Annotated in this window: 21 protein-coding genes and 1 other RNA gene; 11 read left to right on the top strand and 11 right to left on the bottom strand. The window is 49.6% G+C overall.

The features are described 5' to 3' along the window. The first annotated feature begins 137 nt into the window (after positions 1–137). The gene (cimA, locus tag EDM21_RS03125; RefSeq protein ID WP_157332847.1) at positions 138–1,754 is read left to right on the top strand and encodes a citramalate synthase; all 1,617 of its coding nucleotides are present in this window, start codon (positions 138–140) and stop codon (positions 1,752–1,754) included. Positions 1,755–1,854: 100 nt separating this feature from the next. On the opposite strand, the gene EDM21_RS03120 is transcribed toward cimA, so the two are convergent. After that, the gene (locus EDM21_RS03120) at positions 1,855–2,391 is read right to left on the bottom strand and encodes a redoxin domain-containing protein (RefSeq protein ID WP_166541804.1); all 537 of its coding nucleotides are present in this window, start codon (positions 2,389–2,391) and stop codon (positions 1,855–1,857) included. Positions 2,392–2,567: 176 nt separating this feature from the next. On the opposite strand from EDM21_RS03120, the gene EDM21_RS03115 reads away from it, so the two are divergent. Beyond that, positions 2,568–3,872, top strand: coding sequence for an MFS transporter (locus EDM21_RS03115; protein WP_157332845.1), 1,305 nt, complete (start codon positions 2,568–2,570; stop codon positions 3,870–3,872). Between the two features lie 43 nt (positions 3,873–3,915). Then, positions 3,916–4,380 carry a Mov34/MPN/PAD-1 family protein gene (locus EDM21_RS03110; protein WP_157332843.1) on the top strand — a complete coding sequence of 155 codons (465 nt, stop codon included), beginning with the start codon at positions 3,916–3,918 and terminating at the stop codon, positions 4,378–4,380. Positions 4,381–4,500: 120 nt separating this feature from the next. Here the strand turns inward: EDM21_RS03110 and EDM21_RS03105 are convergent, their stop codons facing one another. The 3 genes from EDM21_RS03105 to EDM21_RS03095 all read right to left on the bottom strand — a co-directional run bounded on the left by EDM21_RS03105 (position 4,501) and on the right by EDM21_RS03095 (position 7,857). Beyond that, on the bottom strand, positions 4,501–5,232 hold the full coding sequence (locus tag EDM21_RS03105) for an exonuclease domain-containing protein (protein ID WP_157332841.1): 732 nt from the start codon (positions 5,230–5,232) through the stop codon (positions 4,501–4,503). A gap of 64 nt (positions 5,233–5,296) precedes the next feature. Next, entirely contained in the window at positions 5,297–6,382 is a 1,086-nt protein-coding gene (locus EDM21_RS03100; RefSeq protein ID WP_157332839.1) for a DUF294 nucleotidyltransferase-like domain-containing protein, read from the bottom strand. 38 nt (positions 6,383–6,420) lie between these two features. After that, complete coding sequence (locus EDM21_RS03095; RefSeq protein WP_157332837.1) at positions 6,421–7,857, bottom strand: ammonium transporter; 1,437 nt, start codon at positions 7,855–7,857, stop codon at positions 6,421–6,423. Between the two features lie 324 nt (positions 7,858–8,181). On the opposite strand from EDM21_RS03095, the gene EDM21_RS03090 reads away from it, so the two are divergent. Continuing rightward, on the top strand, positions 8,182–8,613 hold the full coding sequence (locus EDM21_RS03090; protein WP_157332835.1) for a helix-turn-helix domain-containing protein: 432 nt from the start codon (positions 8,182–8,184) through the stop codon (positions 8,611–8,613). Between the two features lie 40 nt (positions 8,614–8,653). After that, a complete protein-coding gene (locus EDM21_RS03085) occupies positions 8,654–9,340 on the top strand; it encodes a zinc metallopeptidase (RefSeq protein WP_157332833.1) in 687 nt (228 codons plus the stop codon). Positions 9,341–9,425: 85 nt separating this feature from the next. On the opposite strand, the gene EDM21_RS03080 is transcribed toward EDM21_RS03085, so the two are convergent. Then, positions 9,426–10,322: a LysR substrate-binding domain-containing protein gene (locus tag EDM21_RS03080; protein ID WP_166541803.1), complete on the bottom strand. Its 897-nt coding sequence runs from the start codon at positions 10,320–10,322 to the stop codon at positions 9,426–9,428. A 189-nt stretch (positions 10,323–10,511) separates the two neighbouring features. Here EDM21_RS03080 and tpx point away from each other — a divergent pair, with 189 nt between their 5' ends. Continuing rightward, entirely contained in the window at positions 10,512–11,030 is a 519-nt protein-coding gene (tpx, locus tag EDM21_RS03075) for a thiol peroxidase (protein WP_068773710.1), read from the top strand. 89 nt (positions 11,031–11,119) lie between these two features. Here the strand turns inward: tpx and EDM21_RS03070 are convergent, their stop codons facing one another. The 4 genes from EDM21_RS03070 to EDM21_RS03055 form a co-directional block, all read right to left on the bottom strand. After that, the gene (locus tag EDM21_RS03070) at positions 11,120–11,530 is read right to left on the bottom strand and encodes a DUF1499 domain-containing protein (RefSeq protein ID WP_068775092.1); all 411 of its coding nucleotides are present in this window, start codon (positions 11,528–11,530) and stop codon (positions 11,120–11,122) included. A 275-nt stretch (positions 11,531–11,805) separates the two neighbouring features. After that, complete coding sequence (gene fsa, locus EDM21_RS03065; RefSeq protein ID WP_068773709.1) at positions 11,806–12,462, bottom strand: fructose-6-phosphate aldolase; 657 nt, start codon at positions 12,460–12,462, stop codon at positions 11,806–11,808. Between the two features lie 204 nt (positions 12,463–12,666). Further along, a non-coding RNA gene (gene ssrS, locus EDM21_RS03060) (6S RNA) lies at positions 12,667–12,846 on the bottom strand. 119 nt (positions 12,847–12,965) lie between these two features. Beyond that, positions 12,966–13,766, bottom strand: a complete 801-nt coding sequence (locus EDM21_RS03055) for a YesL family protein (RefSeq protein ID WP_157332831.1) — start codon at positions 13,764–13,766, stop codon at positions 12,966–12,968. Positions 13,767–13,908: 142 nt separating this feature from the next. Between EDM21_RS03055 and EDM21_RS03050 the strand changes: the two genes are divergently transcribed. Further along, positions 13,909–14,001 (top strand): sporulation protein YjcZ, encoded by a 93-nt coding sequence (locus tag EDM21_RS03050; RefSeq protein ID WP_084783462.1) that lies wholly within the window; start codon positions 13,909–13,911, stop codon positions 13,999–14,001. A gap of 112 nt (positions 14,002–14,113) precedes the next feature. Here EDM21_RS03050 and EDM21_RS03045 read toward each other — a convergent pair whose 3' ends face one another. Next, positions 14,114–15,742 (bottom strand): DEAD/DEAH box helicase, encoded by a 1,629-nt coding sequence (locus EDM21_RS03045; protein WP_157332829.1) that lies wholly within the window; start codon positions 15,740–15,742, stop codon positions 14,114–14,116. A gap of 304 nt (positions 15,743–16,046) precedes the next feature. Here EDM21_RS03045 and EDM21_RS03040 point away from each other — a divergent pair, with 304 nt between their 5' ends. Both EDM21_RS03040 and EDM21_RS03035 read left to right on the top strand, forming a co-directional pair. Beyond that, positions 16,047–16,580, top strand: a complete 534-nt coding sequence (locus tag EDM21_RS03040; RefSeq protein ID WP_157332827.1) for a DUF4178 domain-containing protein — start codon at positions 16,047–16,049, stop codon at positions 16,578–16,580. A 109-nt stretch (positions 16,581–16,689) separates the two neighbouring features. Continuing rightward, positions 16,690–17,382: a DUF4247 domain-containing protein gene (locus tag EDM21_RS03035; protein ID WP_157332826.1), complete on the top strand. Its 693-nt coding sequence runs from the start codon at positions 16,690–16,692 to the stop codon at positions 17,380–17,382. A 161-nt stretch (positions 17,383–17,543) separates the two neighbouring features. Here the strand turns inward: EDM21_RS03035 and EDM21_RS03030 are convergent, their stop codons facing one another. Further along, positions 17,544–18,677, bottom strand: a complete 1,134-nt coding sequence (locus EDM21_RS03030; RefSeq protein WP_338043939.1) for an MFS transporter — start codon at positions 18,675–18,677, stop codon at positions 17,544–17,546. Positions 18,678–18,951: 274 nt separating this feature from the next. Between EDM21_RS03030 and EDM21_RS03025 the strand changes: the two genes are divergently transcribed. Together EDM21_RS03025 and EDM21_RS03020 are read left to right on the top strand one after the other, a co-directional pair. Further along, the gene (locus EDM21_RS03025) at positions 18,952–19,380 is read left to right on the top strand and encodes a DUF2188 domain-containing protein (RefSeq protein ID WP_157332822.1); all 429 of its coding nucleotides are present in this window, start codon (positions 18,952–18,954) and stop codon (positions 19,378–19,380) included. Positions 19,381–19,539: 159 nt separating this feature from the next. Further along, positions 19,540–20,361, top strand: coding sequence for a YitT family protein (locus EDM21_RS03020; protein WP_166541802.1), 822 nt, complete (start codon positions 19,540–19,542; stop codon positions 20,359–20,361). The last annotated feature ends 38 nt before the right edge of the window (positions 20,362–20,399 follow it).

The raw sequence follows: 20,399 nt of genomic DNA, 5'->3' as shown, positions 1-20,399 counted from the left end.
GGAGGAATCAAGACGCGGCATGACGTTTAAATTTGCGAAAACTCCTTCTACACCCGTAATATTATGGTATAATCGTGAATCATACATTCGCATAAATGAACAGACAATAGCCACATGTTTAGAGGGGGATCACCGAAATGTCCGATTCAATCAAAATCTTCGACACCACGCTTCGTGACGGCACCCAGGGTGAAGGGATTAGTTTGTCCGTTGAAGATAAGCTCAAAATTGCCCAGAAACTTGACGAGCTGGGTGTTCATTATATTGAAGGCGGCTGGCCGGGCAGCAATGGCAAAGACATTGAATTTTTTAATCGTGTCCAGGAATTAAATCTGAAGCATGCCAAAGTAACCGCTTTCGGCAGCACACGACGCAAGAACACGCGTGCAGAAGATGACGTGAACCTGAACACGCTTGTTGAATCGGGCGTCAAAGTTGCGACTATTTTCGGCAAGTCGTGGGATTTTCATGTTCACGAAGCTATCCAGACTACCCTCGAGGAAAACCTGGAGATGATTTTCGACTCTGTCCGGTTTCTCAAAAACAAAGGACTGGAAGTCATTTATGACGGCGAACATTTTTTTGACGGTTACAAGAACAATGCAGAATACGCCCTGCAGACTATCCGCAAAGCCGAAGCTGCAGGTGCCGATTGGATCGTGCTCTGTGACACGAACGGCGGGTCCATGCCCGAAGAGGTTACTTCTATAGTAAGTGAAGTGAAGAAGCATATTTCCGTACCGCTGGGCATTCACGCCCATAACGACTGTGAACTTGCCGTTGCTAACTCCCTGGCAGCAGTCCGTGCGGGAGCCCGCCAAGTTCAAGGCACCATTAACGGTTATGGCGAGCGCTGCGGCAACGTCAACTTGTGTTCGGTCATTCCCAACCTGCAATTGAAGCTGAATTACTCCTGCGTGTCCGAAGCGCAGCTGGAATCGTTATCTTCAGTCGCACGCTATGTCGGTGAGATCGCTAACATCTCTATGCCGATGAACCAGCCTTATGTGGGAAGCGCCGCTTTTGCTCATAAAGGAGGCATTCATGTCTCTGCCATTCTCAAGCACGCCAGCACTTACGAGCATATTATTCCGGAGAAAGTCGGGAACAAGCAGCGTGTTCTGGTATCCGAACTTGCCGGACAGAGCAACCTTGTCTCCAAAGCTGCAGAGCTTGGTCTGAATTTTGACCAGCAGGACGGCAGATCACGTGAAATTATTTCTCGGATCAAGAATCTGGAGCATGAAGGATATCAGTTTGAAGGTGCGGACGCATCCCTGGAGCTACTTATGCGTGAAGCGGCCGGGGACAGCAACGAACCTTTTGTCCTCGAATCCTTTAAGATCTTCGTGGAGAAATCCGCTGACCGACCGGTGAGCTCGGAAGCCTTCGTCAAAGTCAACGTAAAAGGCCAGACGATGTACACGGCCGCGGAAGGCGACGGCCCGGTTAACGCACTGGATAATGCGCTTCGTAAAGCGCTCATTCCTTTCTACCCGGATCTGCTTGCTATGCATTTGTCGGATTACAAAGTCCGGGTTCTGGACGACAAAGGGGCCACGGCTTCCAAAGTCCGCGTTCTTATCGAATCGCGTAATTTCGAGTCGGAATGGAATACGGTCGGCGTTTCTTCGAACATCATCGAAGCCAGCTGGTTCGCACTTGTCGACAGCTTCCGCTATGCTTTGATCGGCAAGTCTTCTCTGGAGAATACGACTTCCGATACGCGCCCAGTCGGATTGATTAATCACTAACCGGCACCCCCCTTACAAAGCGAAAACCATAAAAAGCCGCACGCCTCAGTTCGTTTGACTTACTGAAGGACGTGCGGCTTTTTTTAATATGTGGTTTCACTCACTTGTCGCGGATCAAATCCTTGATTTTCTTTTCCCATTCTTCTTTAGGCAGCACGTTCACCATCTCCCGGACCACTCCGTCCTTACCCACCAGGAAACTCGTCGGAACGACCATGAATTTATAGGAGGCGGTCACATCCCCCGGCACATCAAGCAGAACGGGAAAATTAATTCCATATTCCTTTGCAAAAGCCCTTGCGCTTTTTTCACTATCCTGGCTTGTAATGTTAATCGCCACCAAGTCGACTTTGTCTCCGTATTTCCCGTAAAGTTCGATCAGATCCGGAACTTCGGCTTTACACGGGCCGCACCAGGATGCCCAGAAATTCAAAATAACCGGCTTGCTCCGTTCTCCTCCGAATTGATAGGGTTTGCCTTCGAGATCCGGCAGTGTAAAAGACGGGGATATCATCCCGGGCCGTGGACCCACCTTGGCAGGAGCCGATGTCTCCTTATTATCCGATTTTCCATTCTGCACGAAGGCAGCGACAGCCAGCAAAACAACAATCGCCACAATAACTGCGTTACGCTTCACTTCCAGCCCTCTTTTCTTCTAGTTCCTAATTATTTTATCACAGGAGCCCCAATAAATTCAGATGCCATTAGTATCGCCAAATTTACCGGATTCCAACATTATGTACCTCCTGCAGCCGTATGAACTTCAACAACCGGGTAAACCTACTCTTACCAAGCAGAAGAGAGGTCGTCCTCATGGAGAAAACAAAAGCCCGCAGGCTGAATATAGTTTTTGAAAGTGAAATTGAAGCGGAGGAGACGGAACAGACCGGTCACAAATCGGATGCCGGCTCCAAAAAAGACAAATCCAAAGGACATTTGTGGGAGTTTATTGCCATTGCCACAGTCCCCCTGGTTCTGGTACTGGGGAATTCGATGCTGGTCCCGATTCTTCCGGACCTGGAGAAGCAGCTGGGCATCACCAAATTCCAGAGCAGTCTGGTTATTACACTGTTTTCCATCACAGCCGGTCTCGTAATCCCGATTTCGGGTTATTTGTCTGACCGTTTTACCCGCAAAAGCATCATCATTCCTTCCTTAATCATATACGGGGCAGCCGGAATTCTGGCCGGATTCGGAGCGGTGTGGAAATCCTACACGATTCTGATCATCGCCCGGGGCATTCAAGGAATCGGGGCTGCGGGTACGGCGCCTATTGCAATGGCTTTAGTCGGAGATATGTTTAAAGGAGCTACCGAAAGCAAAGCGCTTGGCTTGACGGAGGCTTCCAACGGATTCGGCAAAGTCGTCAGTCCGATTTTCGGCGCCTTACTGGCCCTCTTGGTCTGGTATGCTCCTTTCTTCGCGCTGCCTGTCTTCTGCCTTCTCTCCCTTCTTGCTATGATGTTCCTGATCAAAGAACCGGAGGCCAAGAAAAAGCCGCCCAAGCTTAAGGAATACCTGCATAAGATCGGCTCGATTCTAAAAGAAAAAGGACGCTGGCTGATCACTTCATTCTTCGCTGGTTCGCTGGCACTCTTTATTTTGTTTGGCGTGCTTTTCTATTTGTCCAACATTCTGGAAGAAGCCCCGTACAACATTGATGGGGTGAGAAAAGGTTTTGTACTCGCGATTCCGCTGCTTGGAATGGTTGTCACTTCCTATACGACCGGTGCGCTTATCAAAAAGAACGGTACACTCATGCGGTGGCTGATCAACATAGGCCTCTTGATCATGACGCTTTCTCTTGCTTCCACTATATTTGCCTTCGATAAATTGTATCTGTTCATCGGACTGCTGACACTGAGCGCTATCGGAACCGGGTTGCTCCTTCCATGCTTGAATACGATGATTACGGGATCTGTCGAAAAAAGTGAACGCGGGATGATTACCTCCATCTATAACAGTCTACGGTTTATCGGTGTAGCATTCGGTCCTCCTATTTTCGGATGGCTGATGGATATTTCGGACCGGATGATCTTCATTACAGTCGCTTCACTCGCCGGGATTACTTTGGCTCTTGTCTTCTTCCTGGTTAAACCCAAAGGCGAAATCAGTTGAGCCGGTATCCCGGTTCCGGTATACTGGGCGCATGATGATTCGAGTGAACAGAGCCATTTATAAGACATGGATAAATCATTTCAAGAATTACCTGCCGGAGGAGGCATGCGGATTTATATATGGCTATTGGGACGAAGGGGAGGCAATTGTCTCTTCTTTCGTCTGGGTGCCCAATGTCGCAGACAATCCGGAGCATTCTTTTCAGATGGGTCCTGCGGACATTATGCGTTTGCTGGAAGATTCTGCACCAGAATCTGGTGCGTCCATTTCCAGGAATCCCAATAAAGCTTTCATCATCGGCATGTTTCACTCCCATCCCGGCCCTCCTGTCCCATCCACAGAAGACTTGGATGGAATCCGGTTATGGCCGCAGCTTCCGACGTATTGGATTGTTTCCTGTACTGCCGGCATAGAACCGGATATAGCTGTCTATGCCGTCTCTACCCTCCTCACAAGTGTTTTGACGGGAGAACCATTCGGCACGATCCCCTTGTCTTTCGATGCATAGGAGGTATGAAGTTCTATCCGAGCCACAGCAGCATGACAAAAAAACAGGTTACTGACGGCATCTGTCCGTCGCAACCTGTTTTTTTATACGGAAATGGGCCCCAGTGCTGCATTCGCGTGACTAGGTTTTGCTCAATAAATTGTACAAATCGCCTAGCGTATCTACGTCCATCTCTCTGATTTCTCCGAGCAGCTTCTGCCAGAGAACCGCTGTCATCTTCGCATCATCCAAAGCATGATGCCTGCGCAGTACGGGAATATCGTACTTCTTCAGTAAAGCATCCAGTGAATATTCCCGGTTTCCGGGTATCAGCCACTTAGCCACCATCATTGAATCAATAACACGGTGCGTCAGACTCGTCTTGGATGTTTTCCACAAAGCTGCGTTAAGGAAAGCCTTATCATGCGCAGATCCGTGCGCCAGCAAAACGCGCGTACCTACAAATTCGAAGAATTCTCTAAGAACTACGATCAAATCGGGGGCCTGATCCGCCTCTGCTGCGGTGATGCCGGTCAGCTTCTCGATATGTTCGGGTATCCCCCGGTTCGGGTTTACCAGGCTGTAATAACTTTTCCCCTCTATCTCCGCACCGGTCATCGACACAGCACCGAACGATAAAATCTCATCCCCGCCTGATGAAGTGAAGCCTGTCGTTTCGAGGTCAAATACAACGAGCGGCAGATTATGCACAGACGTATCCAGAAGCGAGTGCTTGCGCTGGTCTTTGAGCAGCTGCCGGATAAAAGCCATCTGCTGCGCGTTCCGCGGATTGAACATGGAGGTAACCGCCGGAGTGATGCCGCCCATCTTATACAACCGCCACATGCCTACGTCCGGACGCATCTCCTTCATCGCTCTACTCCTTCCGCAGTCCGTTAATGTCCGGCTTTTTCATGATAACTGGAAGCCGGCTGATTCAAGGTTGTTTGACGGATATGCGGACCCGCTGGACAACCTTCTTCTGAAGCTGCCGGGCAAAACGAAAGTCACGCCTAAGCTCCAGTCTGCAGGCCTTGGTTAATTTCTCAGCCGGCAGTACGCCGCTGGCATTGAAATGCCCATTCTTATGGGAGAAAGGCGTAGCTAATCTTAATTCCATCGCTTTCTCAAAAACATCCCGGCAAGCATTCCCGAACGCATCCGGCAGTACTTTTTTCTTCACAAGTTCCTCTATTCGCATAAGCGTTGCACTCTCTGCAATGCCGCTTTCCAGCGCAAGCAGGCGGATCGCATTAACAAGCGGGATATAGAGCCCGTATTTTATATCGACCCCTCCGGCATCTTCACCGTATCTCTCCGTAACGATTCTCCCGAGCAGGCCCAGCGGAACCTTGTGATGCAGCGTATTAGCCATAAGCGGAAGCAGCAGTTCCGGGTTACGCTGAATTCTGTTGCTGAAATGAAGTTTAATGTCATCGGCCAGCTGCGGATTGCCGCTAACCGCCCGCATGTCGGAGGCGATAAGCAGGTAGCGTACATTCTCCCATACCGGCTCGGCAAACCACCCGTCCAGCAGTCTTTTCCAGCCGGTTAGACTATGCCTCCACAGGGCTTGATCGGCGAGCACCTTGCCCCTGCAGGGCGGATATCCGGCTGATTCCAAGCCCTGCCGGATTAAGGAGGCCAGCTTGCTGAAGTACAGCGCAGCCGAATCCTCCATACCCGGGGCCGGATCGGCGTACACAAGCCCGTTATCCTGATCGCTCCACGGTGTCTGTTCACTCCTGCCGGCACTGCCTACCAGGATGAAGGCATATGGCAGCGGAGGCTCCCCGTCCCCCTCCGCGACCAGCCTGCGCTCCGCCATCTTCACTGTGCGGCTGATCAGCGTATCGTGAACACGATTCAAATTGTGATACAACTCTGCAGTCGGTTTGCTTGACTGCTCCGCGCTGAAAAGCTCCTGCATCTTCTCACGAAGCGCTCTAAGATCATCTGAAGCTGCTGCGCATGCAATCTCTAGCCGCAGCTTTTCCCAGCCGGAGCTTGTTACCGCTCCCATGGCAGCATCTCCTTACTCAAGAGTTCCTTCATTTCAGGTTATGAAGAGGCCGGTACAGAACGGTTATCCGGTTTGCCTGCCGCCTGGCCGGCATCTGACGTTTCTTCTGTACTGTGCTTCATTTGCTCCGGGTATCCGTACGTACCATGTTCGGACAGATCCAGACCCATAATCTCTTCTTCTTCCGTAACACGAAGACCTACTGTTTTATTAATAAGGGTAAGAACAATATAGGAGAGAATGAGGACAAAGATCAATGCACCGGCGACTCCGATAAATTGGACCCACAGCTGGTGGAGTCCGCCTCCATAGAACAGGCCCGCTCCGCCTACACCAACCGTCTTGGCCAGTTCCGGAGTGGCAAAGAATCCGGTAGCCAGCGTGCCCCAAATCCCTGCAACACCATGTACGGAAAAAGCGTAAACGGGATCATCGATGCCGCGTTTCTCAAACCAGATTGCCGTAAAGAACGTAATGATTCCGGCAATAGCGCCGATTGCGATCGCACCGAGCGGCGTTACGAATGCGCAGGAAGCGGTTATCGCCACAAAAGCCGCCAGAACACCGTTTAGCATACTTGGAATGTCGGACTTGCCGAAGTAAATCCAGGAGATGATCATTGCTGCCACTGCACCCGCAGCGGCTGCCAAATTTGTATTAAGTGCGATGAATCCGAAGAATCCGTCCCCCATTGCGCTTAGCGTGCTGCCCGGGTTGAAGCCGAACCAGCCGATCCAGATAATGATAACACCCAGTACGGAATAGACTTGGTTATGACCCGGAATTTTATTAGGTGAACCGTCCTTATTGTATTTACCGATGCGCGGCTTCAATAAAATCGTAGCTACCAGAGCGGCAGTCGCCCCCTGAAGATGTACGACTGTGGAGCCGGCAAAATCCTGCATACCGATTTTGGATAACCAGCCGCCGCCCCACACCCAGTGCGCAACAATCGGATAAATTACGATCGTGAACAACACACCGAAGATGAAATAAACCGGCAGCTTAGCACGTTCTGCAAAACCGCCCCAAGCGATCGCAAGGGAAACCCCTACAAATGAAAGCTGGAACAAGAATTTTATCGCGATTGGTACATCAGATGCGCTCAAAGACGTGAACGCTTCAGCATGGACACCGTCCATAAAAAATCCGGTTAAACCAAACAAATTGTTGCGGAAGAGACCAGAACCATCCCCAAAAGCGAGGCCGAAACCAAAAGCCCAAAAAGCTAAGGCACAAATACCGAAGGTCAAAATCGTTTTACCTGCTACATGGCCTGCATTCTTCATTCGCGTTGAACCCGCCTCAAGCAGAGCGAAGCCGGCTTGCATGAAGATAACCAGCATCGCGGCAATCAGTACCCATACTGAATTGATAGCCGCTTGTAATTGTTCATTCGTTGCAGGCTCAGCAAACGCAAGCGCCGGGAACAGGATCGCGAATAGTCCCAATCCGATCATTGTTTTTTTAATCATGGTTATCCTCTCCTTTTATGTTAGGTTTTCTAACATATTCGTTTGTTATTGTCATTATACGCGAACAATTCAGGGTATGACAATAGGTAATGTTCATTTTTTTGTAAACTATGTAATAAAACCTAACATCAAATATTGCAACTGCCGCCCTTCTTTCTTGAAAATCAAGGCCTGATGGCTCACTTGACGCTTTTCCGCCTCTCTTTTTTATCCTGATTCAGGCAAAAGCATCACGTTTGACTGTATGGTTTAGGATCGGGTATCATTAGGCTAAAGGCACCAATGAGCGTACATTATAGTAAAGGAGAGAGAACCGATGGGGATATGAAGCTTTATAAAATCGGTGAATTGTCCCGGATTGCCGGCGTAAGCCCGCGAACAATTGATTACTATACGAAGTTAGGTCTCCTGCATCCAGAGAAACGATCGGACAATAATTATCGCTTTTATTCCGATGAAACCTTGCTTCGACTTAAACGTATTGAAGATATGAAAAAAGAGAAGTATACGTTAGAAGAAATCCGTACCACGATGCTTACGCTGGATAAAGCTGTTCATAATGATCAGGTCACGGATAAACTGACGAATTATCAGGTACTGCTCGGACAACTGCAGCGTGAAATCAAGGAACTGGATCCTATGATTCAGCAGCTTAAGCCGAATCAGCTTAAGAAAATTTACAATTTGATCACGCAGCCGACAGCAGCTTGTGCCGAAGCGCTGCTGTACCTGCTGGGCAAAGGTCCGTTCACGTAACTAGTTAGATTAACACGTTAATATTGGAGGTCAGCTATCTATGTTTTTTCATCCTATGGACTTTTTAATTATTATTGCCTTCGGCTTATCGATGTGGGCATCCTTCCGGGTCCGGGGCACTTTCAACAAATGGTCCGCCGTACCCGTTATGTCGGGCATGACAGGATACGAGGCTGCTAGACGCATGCTGGATGCCGAAGGTTTATATGATATTCCCGTCGAACCGACTCCAGGCACTCTGACAGATCACTACGATCCGATTTCCAAAACAGTCAGATTGTCAGAACCCGTCTATTACGAAAGCACCATCTCTGCCGTTTCGGTTGCTTGTCACGAAGTAGGGCACGCAATTCAGCATAAAGTATCCTATCCGATGCTGGTGGCCCGTCACAAGATGTTCCCTGTCGTGAACATCGCCTCGGGTATTGCGCCTCTTCTCCTGATCGCAGGCTTCATCTTCCAACAGATTCCTTCCTTGCTGCTGTTGGGTATCGTCTTCTTCTCGGCCGCCGTACTGTTCCAGCTGGTTACTCTGCCAGTGGAATTCAATGCCAGCAACCGCGCTAGAGAATTGATGATTGCCGGCGGTTTCATTACGAATGAAGAAGAAACAGGAGTTGCCAAAGTTCTTAATGCAGCCGCACTTACTTATGTAGCAGCCGCATTGATTTCCTTGCTGGAACTTATCAAGTACATTATGATTTTCACCGGACGTTCCGACGACTAATATATTCGGGAATGTTCCGCCGGATTTATTGAAAAAAGCTTTCGCGCCCTTTGGCACGAAAGCTTTTTTCATATCCAATCTCCATCTAATCCGCCCGACTTGGTTTGAATTCGAGCAGAAATTGTCTAAAGATATCGGTCACCAGGGGCAGTTTCTCGCCTTTTCGCCTTATAACCCCTACCGTTCTAGTTACTTTAGGGTCCATAATTTTCACGACAGCAGGCTCGATTAACGTACTATACCGGAGCGCAAGCTCCGGAAGAAGACTAACCCCCATACCGGCGGCCACAAGTCCGCGAATCGTATCCGTTTCGTCGCCCTCGAATTCAATCTTGGGCACGAATCCCGCTTGCTGGCAAGCGTTCATCACAATCGGCCGCAAGGAATACTGCTCTCCGAATAGGACGAACGGCTCCTCCCTGAGCTGTTCCAGCCGGATACTCACGGATTCGGCCAGGGGGTGACTCGGCGGCAGAACAGCAAATAACTCTTCCGTCAGCATCACCTCTCCCTTCACATGCTCATGTGATTCCGGGCAAGGTGAAACAATGGCGAGGTCAATGACTCCGTCCATCACATCCCGGATCAGGCTGGTATAGGTCCCCTGTCTCAACCGGAACTTAACGTTCGGATGGTCCTGCCTGAAACATGAAATAAAGGAAGGAAGAATGGACATCGAGACGCTATGCGGGAAGCCTACACGGATTTCCCCCGCCTCCGGGTCCAGAAATTCCTGAATTTCGATGACGGCCCGGTCCAGATCGTTCAAAATATCCTCTGCCCGGCTCAAAAAAAGCCGTCCGGCTGAGGTCAACTGCAAATTACGACCCTTCTGGACAAAAAGCTGGACGCCAAGCTCTTCTTCAAGCTGACGGATCTGCCTGCTGACGGCAGATTGAGCTACATGAAGCTCTTCGGCCGCTTGAGTCATATGTTGCTTTCTGGCCACTTTTACGAAATACTGCAGTTGTCTTAGCTCCACGTCTTCCTCCGTTCCATCGTCATCCTGCTACCATCTATTATAGAATCCTTTCTCATGGCGCAGAACCGTATTTCATTGCTGCCGAGCTCCTTCGTACAACCATTGGACAATCCCGGGAACAGCGCGTTATAATAAAGATTGTTGGAAATTGCCAACCAAATTAGGTTGAATCGATAAGGAGGAGTACATATGTCACAAGAACGCACGGGTATTGCCACACTTAAGGGGAATCCCATTACGCTCGTCGGTCCGGAACTTAAAGTCGGGGACACGGCACCTGATTTCAAATTGAACAAAGACCTTATGACGGAAGCTTCTCTTTCGGATTATGCCGGAAAAGTAAAACTTATTAGCGTCGTGCCTTCGATCGACACAGGTGTATGTGATGCGCAGACCCGCCGCTTTAACGAAGAAGCAGCGAAGCTCGGGGATAATGTTGTCGTTCTGACGATCAGCGCGGACTTGCCTTTTGCACAAAGCCGCTGGTGTGGAGCTGCCGGCATCGATAAAGTCGTTCTGCTTTCGGATTACAAATCGAATTCATTCGGCCAGGCATATGGCGTACAAATCAAAGAACTTCAGCTGGACATGCGCTCTATTTTCGTAATCGATGCTAACGACAAAATCCAGTACGTGGAATATCTTCAGGAAATGACGAATCATCCGAATTACGAAGCAGCTTTGGATGCTGTTCACAAACTCGTTTAATCATTAGACTGAAGATTCTTGTATGATAAGGAAACAGCAGAGGAATCAGATTCCTCTGCTGTTTTTTATTGGTGCAGACTACTGACAGCCTAACGGCTTAGTTTGTAGGCCGCGAGTTTCTTGTCCAATTGTTTATAAATATCGAGAATGGTCCGGTAGTTAGAACCCAGGTCCCCCAAATTCCCCCGAGAAGCGGAATAGATATCCACAGCGCTTGTTGTCGGATTAACCTCGAACAAAGTAATCGTAATATCCTGCGTACGACCAAGTGCAGTACGCTTTTCCACTACAATTTCACCTACATTTTTAACTTCGTGCAGAAGTTTGTAGCCAGGTGTTTTCTTGATCATCCCGACGGTTTCTTCCCACATTTCATTCTTGGAAATTTTGTAGTAACGGGTCTTAAGTTCCGGATCTTTGGCTTTCTCACCGGTCGTCTCAAAACTGCGAAGCAAACCGATCAACGTTCGTTTCAAAGTCTTTCCCCCTTCATGAAGCATATCCTGAATGCATGCTTGCCAAACCACACTAAAAACAATCTTACCATTCTTTATCAGGAAGCAAAAGAGGAGAACCCGAAAAACGGGGATATTTCCCCAATTTCAGTCCTCTTACCACCGGATCTATATGGAAGCGCAATAGAGTTCAGTAAACTCATGCATGCAATTAAAACTCATTAGACCTTCGGCGATAGAAAAAAAGCCTCTCAACAGAGAGGCCGGTATCGTTCTATACACCTAATCCTAACGCGCTGGAACACCGTTAGAAGATCTCATCAGAAGATTTGCTGGTTAGCACTCTCCCAGTCCTTCATAAAGCGCTCCACGCCCGCATCCGTGAGAGGGTGCTTCATCATGGATTCGATCACTTTAAACGGAACCGTAGCGATATGGGATCCGAGCAAAGCCGCCTCAATCACGTGCGTCGAATGTCTTACACTTGCCGCGATAATTTCGGTAGGCAGCTCGTGAATGGAGATGATCTGACTGACCTCTTCAATAAGATTCATGCCGACCTGATTGATGTCGTCTAAGCGGCCGATAAAGGGCGATACATAAGTAGCGCCTGCACGCGCGGCCAGAAGAGCCTGTGTCGAGCTGAATACCAGGGTCACGTTGGTTTTGATCCCTTGGCTGCTGAAACGCTTGGTTGCCTTGAGTCCGTCCGCAGTCATCGGCACTTTAATGACAATGCCACTGCCGATCTTGGCCAGCTTCTCTCCCTGCTTGACCATTCCTTCCACATCCGAAGCCACCACTTCAGCGGAGATGGGCATATCGCCTACAATATCCACAATTTCCTTCAGCGTGTCAAAAAAGTCACGGCCCTCTTTTGCAATCAGAGAAGGATTCGTCGTAATTCCCGAAATAACTCCCAGCTCGTGCGCTTCCTTAATCTCGTTTACATTGGCTGTATCAAGAAACAGTTTCATACACACTCCACCACTTTCGGCATCATTTTTTTATTTTCTTTTTATGTAGATCGGGCTTTCACTTTTTTAACATATCACAATCCCAAAACGATTACAAAAGCATCCGCAGTTTCATTACGTTCGATACGGCTCCGGCATCGGCTCGACAACACAAAAAAACAGCTGTGCACTACTGTGCAAGCTGCTGCTTTCTAAACATAAAAAAGAACCCCCGCGTATGCCGTACAGTTTTAAGTTTCAAACCTGCACTAGCAGGTGGGTGACCGCAAAAACACATTTGAAGTCCCTTTTCGGGGGCATGTCAGCCGTGCTTCGATGTTGATCTCCCTAGAAACCGTCATTGGTTTAAAACAATAAAAACCGCAACGCACATCGCAGGATGTTCTCTGTTTTTCTTATTATAAGACAATCCGCGTCCCGTTTCAACTGGAATCGACTGCCTATCGTGTAATTAGGTCTAACTGCTCAGCAGAAGATATTTCAATACCCAGATACTGTTAGATCTAGTTGCTTTTATCGCCATTTTTCGACGTATTCGTATCTCCATCAAGCTCCAAAGTTTCGTTCTCGGATGCTTCTTCTTCCGCCTTTTCCCTCTCCGCTTCCTCCATCGCTTCCTGCTTCTGCTTTATTTTATCAAAGCTGCGGTTGAACTGCCAGAAAGTAAAAGCGGCGCCGATGCTGCCTGCGAAGAAAACAAGCAGAAAAGAAAAATTATAGCTCACTATAAGAATCGCCAAATTCCCGACGATTGTCGATACGCTTCTAACGGGATTGCCGATTGTAAGCAGGAACGAATTCTTAACCACCTGGAACGTCTTCATATGAAGATGGGTCATAATGCAGAAAAAGTTAAATAACGCCCCCGCCATCACAATGCCCATTGCAATAAACATATAGGACAAGAGGACAAGCATGTTGTCTAAGTTTGAATAAAACCGGTAACTTACGAACAGCAGAATTCCAATCAGTACGAATAGAATTCCTCCGACAAGACTCTGAACAAAGTTCTCTTTGTAACCTTTAAAAAAGGTTTTGAAAAGCGGCACATCTTCATCGCCGGTCACCCATTTGCGGGCCACCGTATACATAGCAGCCGTAGCTGGGAATAGTGTAAACGGTGCCACTGCCGCCATAGGAAAAATAGACTGTATCAGCATATTCACGTCACCTGACATCAGCCCCGTTAATGCAAAGAAGAAAAATGGAATGCTGCATATTATCCACAGCACATTGATGGCGGACAGCCTCATTACCCATTCAGAAATTCTGTAAAAACCGCCCATTAAACCTCGATATTCCAAACTCTTGTCCCCCTCTGGTGGTGTTAATCTCTATTATAGCCTATTTTTATAGCCATAGGTAGCCGCCCTTTCGTTTCGTTACCATCGTCATATCTTAATAAGGCAAGAAGGATTCCCGTTCATCTGAAGGAGGCGATTGTTCATGTCACAAGTTCCGGGTGTTTGGACTTCCACTGGGGCCATTCTGGTACTGTTCATCCTGCTGGTTATCATCACACGATCGTTCCTGTACTAATCCGCCAGCCTTTTATATGCCGTTAGACCATCAGATCTTAGATCGTCCAATTAAAATCGAATCTCCCACAAAAAAAGACGATCCCTATAGGGATCGTCTTTGATCATGTTCCTTATGCGTTGCTGTCGTCGTTGCGACGGCTGCTGCTGCTGCTGGAACGGTCTTTATTATAGTCGGAACCCGTGCTGCGGGATCCGCCGGATCCGCCGCCATAACGGCTGCCGCCGTCACGGTCACGATAGTCGCGTCCGCCGTCTCTTCCGCGGGAAGAGGAAGACGAACTTCCGTAGCGGGATCCGCCGCCGCTGGAACCGCCAGAACGGTTATAGCCGCCGCCAGAGCGTCCGTCGCTTCTGCGGTCGCTGCCATAGCTGAACTTGCGTCCAGAGCTGCGTACGTCAACACGGCGCTTCTTAGCACGGATAGGATCTTCCGGAGTCAGCTCAACGTTAACTTCTTTCTTCTCGCCGCCAGTCAGAAGCTGAAGGGCTGCGGACAGAAGGTTAACGGAGTCATACTCTTCGAGCAATTGGATGGCTACGCCCTTGAATTCAAGGTGCTTCTCTTCTTGAAGCAGGTTGATCAAGCGCTCTGCCGTTACTTTTTGCTTGCCTTCCATAGCTTCTGCCGGACTTGGCATTGGCTTCTTAGGAATTTTGTGGCGGGTTACTTTCTCGATAAAATGCAGGTGGTCAATCTCACGAGGAGTAACGAACGTCCATGCTGTACCTTCTTTACCAGCACGGCCGGTACGGCCGATACGGTGAACGTAGCTCTCTGGATCCTGCGGAAGGTCAAAGTTCACTACGTGGGTAACACCCGATACGTCGAGACCACGAGCCGCTACGTCTGTAGCTACGAGTACGTCAATGCTGCCGTCGCGGAACTTGCGCATAACGTTGTCGCGCTGATTCTGGGACAGGTCGCCGTGAAGGCCTTCAGCTGCATAACCGCGCTTCTGGAGAGCTTCTGCAAGCTCATCGACCCGGCGCTTCGTACGTCCGAATACGATAGCAAGCTCCGGTGCTTCCATATCGATCAGACGGCTGAGAGCTTCGAATTTCTGCTTCTCATGTACTTCAACATAGGCCTGGTCAATCAGCGGCGCGCTTACGTGCTTAGGGATTACGGAAACATGCTGCGGGTTCGTCAGGAACTGTTGTGCCAGCTTCTGGATGTTCGGAGGCATTGTAGCTGAGAAAAGCATCGTGTGACGCTCAGCAGGGACCAGGCTGAGGATGGATTGGATATCATCCATGAAGCCCATATCAAGCATTTCATCCGCTTCGTCCAGAACTACGGTTTGAACGGCTTCAAGCTTAATGGTCTTGCGGTTGATGTGGTCAAGAAGACGGCCCGGCGTACCGATAATAATCTGCGGCTTCTTCTTAAGGGAGCGAATTTGCTTGCCGATATCTTGTCCGCCGTAGATCGGCAGGGAGCGAATGCCTTTAAAGCGGCCCAGTTTGGCTACTTCTTCCGCTACCTGAATGGCCAGCTCACGAGTCGGGCACATAATAAGTGCTACGATCTTATCTTCGCTTGGCTCGATCTTGCTCACGAGTGGAATACCGAAAGCGGCGGTTTTACCCGTACCGGTCTGTGCTTGGCCGATCAGATCGTGTCCTTCCATCGCAAGTGGAATCGTCTTCTCCTGAATGGGAGTCGATTCTTCAAAGCCCATCTCTGTGATCGCTTTGATTACTTTTGCATCTAAATCAAATTCTGAAAAATTTTTCAATCCGTTCATTCTCCTTTTATCCGATGAAGATCGCTCTTCTTTTCTTATACCCTTAAGCACGACTTTTCTTAACTGACACCCGTTCACCGTGCGGAAACCCTAATCCGAAATTACTTGTTTTCTGATTCATAGAGCCGCCCTTAAGAATATCTTGAATAGTATAACATACTTCGCGTAACGTTTTCCAGTGACTATTTACTCATGAAGCAAAACTCAAGTTCGAAGGCCCTCGAAACCATCAACAGTTTCCATCGTATATAATGGACATAAGAACCTCAGATTAAACGTAAGGGAGCATCCATTCATGTCTATATTTAAACGTGTCGGCAACATCATGCGAAGCAACAAAACCGTCGAGCCCGTCAAACAGGCGAATCCCCTGGAGGAGTCGCGTGTAGGCGATATTGTCAACGTGGATTTAGAAGAATATGTCGTTTCGGGTAAAGTCATTTATTTCGACCGCGGATTTGCACCTCACCGCTATGCTTACTACCTTCAAAGCGGCAAAGAAATCCGCTGCCTGCTCGTTGAGAAGGGACGTACCTATGAGTGCTTTTTATGTGAATTTATGGAGGGGGCGCTGGATGACCCTAACGATGTCCCCTCCCGTCTTGAATTAGACGGCGAAGCCACGTTTGAACTGGAGAATTACCGGAGCGATGTCAGCCGCGCTGAAGGAAATACGGATTTCCGCAGCGGGGACGACATCATGATCTGGCGGTATTTCGGTCCCGATGACCGCTATTTCTTCCTGCAATGGCAGGATGGCAAGTTTGTCGCCATGCAAGGCAGCCGCACACCGGCTTCCCAGGTCAAGTTCATGAAGGGAAGTCTGTAACCTGCCGCAGCAGCGGCGGGCTCCCTCCTGCAGCCGCAGATCTCTCCGGACAAACGTAGGCCTGAACCGTAGTTCGTAAGTCCCTACCGTTTCAGGAGGTGCCGCCGCATTGAACAGATGGACATCCCGGATAGCCTGCCTCCTCGTAATCGCTCTGCTTGCAGGCTGTGTTAACCCTAGATCGGATCAAGTACAGCAGCCGTATCCGCTTATCAGCGCCGAAGGCAGCGGCAGCAATTTATCGAAGGTCTATCTGGCTGAGAACACCAGCGTACAGGATGCCGCGCAGGAATTAGCGGCGCAGGAGACCCCGAAGGAAATGAGCCAGCCCTCGGAAGATCAGATGTTTCTGATCTACGGGGACCGGGTGGTAAACCTGCAGCGCGATGAGAAGAACAGCGCCAACACATTAATTCAGATTGATTCCATTGGTTATGCCCGCGAGCATTACAGTCCGTCTTTTCTGCAGACCTTCCTGACCGTTGCCATGCTTCAGTCGGTATTCGGCGGAGGCTGGATCAATCAGCGGAGAGCGGATGATTACCGGGGCTACCGGTCTACTCCCCAATATCAGAGATCTCCCGGGACCAATACCGGGGCAGGCAAAACCAAGCCGCCCGTTACCTCAGAGCGCGAGGGTTCCTTCCGCAGCCCCGGCAGTTCCTCCGGCAACACCGGTGGAATTAACCGGGGCAGCGATTCCAGCAACCGGCGTTACGACGGGTCGACTCGTATGAGACCCGGTACCGGCAAAAAGCCCGGGACAAGCGGCCGCTCAGGTTCCTTTAGAAGACGCCGGTAGCTGCTTGATTTCATGTGTTCCCCGATCGTACTAAAGAAGCGCCCGCGGCTAACTGCTGCGGGCGCTTCTTTAGTACGATCCGGAGGATGATGTCACTTCCCTGTGTTCCGGAAGCGGCTTAGCCTCTGAATTCAATCTCCTTGGTCCTGCCTTTCGGAATCTTATGGGTCCCCCTGTCCGGGAGGAACTCGCGTCACCACAGCCCCTCCGATCAAGAATAATCCGCTTAACAGAAAAATAGACAAGAGACCGGATGCAGCTCCCACCGTCCCGAACAGCAGCGGAGCTACAAGCTGAGAGAGCCGGTTAGAGGCTATACGCATTCCTAAGACTTCTCCTGTTCTGTTCTTAGGAGATGCGTTGTAGATCGTAGTCATGGACAAAGGCTGACCGCAGCCGAGCCCAAAGCCCATACAAGCACTTAGCAACATGAAGACCGCCAAATGATCAGCAAAAGGCAGCAGCAGGAAGGAGGCACCTGCGGTCATGACCGATCCGAACAGTACCGTCTCCCTTCCTGCTAAAGCAGTCAGCTTTACCAGAAAGAAGCGTACCGCCACCATGGCAAGTCCCTGAACGGCGATGACCCAGCCGATTTCGGACTCTTTGAGTCCTGCCCCGACAGCCAGCAGAGGAAAGTAAGCGACGAAAACGTCACGGGAATAGAGCACCAAAGCGCTCGAAGCGAGAGCTTTACGCAGCAGGGGCTGCCTCAGCAGCTTAAACGCTGCGAAAGGCTCTGCCCGCTTCTCTCCCCCCGGCTTAAGACTTCGGATGATGACTGGAATAAAGCCCGATAGCACCGCCGGGATTATTCCGGCTGTCGCGGCTGTCAAGAACACCGCGGTATAAGAAATATGCTCGGCGAGATAACCTCCTGCGAGGGGCCCGATAAAGCCTCCGGCAGCGACAGCCATACTGAACCTGCTGAAGTAGCGGTCACGATTTTCTTTGCTTGCCGAATTTCCCAGAACATTTTGTAAAGAGATGTTAATAAAGATATGAGAAACTCCCACCAGTAATTGGGACACATACAATACGGGGATAGCCGGAAAAAGAAAAGGAAGCAGCAGCCCTGCCATTGTCCCGGTTATTCCCGCCATCACGGGTATCTTATCTCCGATGCGGTCAGCGATTTTCCCAGCATGAATGGCAAATAGCAGAGGAAGAAAAGCATAAGCCGCCGTAAGCGTACCGATCCGGAAGGCATCCGCGCCCAGGTCCACCGCATACAGCGCAAGAATGGGCCGGGTCATATTCAGCATAATTTGAAAAACGAAGGCAATGAGACAAATAATCCAGTAAATGATGGATACTCTCTCCCGTCTGAAGCCTTACAGAAGTTATATCCATTATTGTAATCGTAGCATCAAGGATAGGTAAAATACTTTTTGTCCGGCTCAGGACCGGCACCGGAAGAACGGAGCCCGCTAGGGGGCCGTACCCGTTGTAGCTCCCATACATAGCATTGCGACATAACAGTGCGCTACTGCTTAACGGATTTAGATAAAGGGTAAGGAGATACCGGCACGCAATATAACTGGTAAAAACCGAGAGGAGGAATTTATCATGCCTTGGAGAAAGGGAGATTACCCGCCTTCCATGAAAAACCTGCCCTCCCGCGTGCGCGATAAAGCTATTGAAATCGCCAACGCTCTTTTGGACGACGGGCATGAAGAAGGCCGCGCCATTGCAATTGCAACCGCGAAAGCGGAAGAATGGGCTGAGAATCACCCGGATCACGAACACTCCGAGCAAACATCCAAAGATAACTCATCTTCGAGCCGGGCATCCGCCAAGAAATCATCCCCCGTGCATGTCGTTCCGGACGGTGACGGCTGGGCCGTTAAAGCAGAAGGGGAAAACAAACCCCGCTTTGAAGCAGACACGAAGGCGGAAGCTGTCGATAAAGCTAATCAGCTCGCTTCCGACCGTAATACAAGTGCTGTTATCCACCGCAAGGACGGAACCGTTCAAGAATCCCACAATTACTCTTAAATAGTCTCTTGCGAGCAATCGGACGAAGCAATGGAATCAATATTGAATTCCAACCGAGTCTTCGTCCGATCTTTTTATTATCCAATGGTCAATTTCTCTTGATGTTTATGCAGGATGAGTGGTACTTTTAATCTGCATACTACTTCCTGAGGTGATCTTGTGGACAAAAAAGCGATCTCATCTGCCGTCGTGATAGCAGGCGCGGCATTAATCGCATTCGGCTTTAATATGTTTCTTATTCCCCACGAACTGCTAAGCGGGGGAGTCTCCGGGATTGCTATGCTAATCGGCTATCTGAGCAGCCTGAACATCTCCATTCTCTACTTTGTCCTGAATCTCCCCTTGATCATATGGGGACTTGTCATAATCGGCCGGCGCTTCATTATTATCAGTGTCGGTTCTGTCATTGCGACAACTTGGTTCATGCAGATCATCCCCGTGCGGGAGCTAGTCCAGGAGCCTATTCTAGGAGCGGTTTTCGGCGGTGTCCTGGTCGGTGTCGGAGCAGGAATCACCATGCGCACCGGAGGCTCCACAGGCGGTTTTGATATTGTCGGCTCCATCCTGACCCGCAAACGCGATTTTCCGCTGGGACAAATCTTGTTTATCCTGAACGGCGGCGTGATCTTTATTCTCGGTTATTTTAAAAATAACTGGGACCTTGCTCTGTTCTCGATGCTGTCCATTTACATTGCGGGTAAAATGATTGATACGATTCACATCCGACATATTAAAGTGACCGCTTTTATCGTCACCAAGCAGAAGGAAGCCATGCTTAAGAAACTGCTTACAGTCCCCCGGGGCGTTACGGTCATCCGTACCGAAGGGGCCTATACAAGCCAGGAGCAGGATCTTCTAATGACCGTTACAACACGCTATGAATTGGTCGAACTTAAGAAAATGATCAAAGAAGCGGATCCGAAAGCATTCGTCAACATTGTGGAGACGGTAGGTGTGCTCGGTGAATTCCGGCGCCTGTAGGGCCGGTCCGAAACATTAGTGTTATACAGAAGTTTCCT

The organism is Paenibacillus lutrae, from assembly GCF_009757775.1.
Taxonomy (GTDB): domain Bacteria; phylum Bacillota; class Bacilli; order Paenibacillales; family NBRC-103111; genus Paenibacillus_F; species Paenibacillus_F lutrae.
The sequence above is the reverse complement of the archived record's forward strand: the minus strand, read 5'-3'. Positions and strand labels throughout refer to the sequence as shown.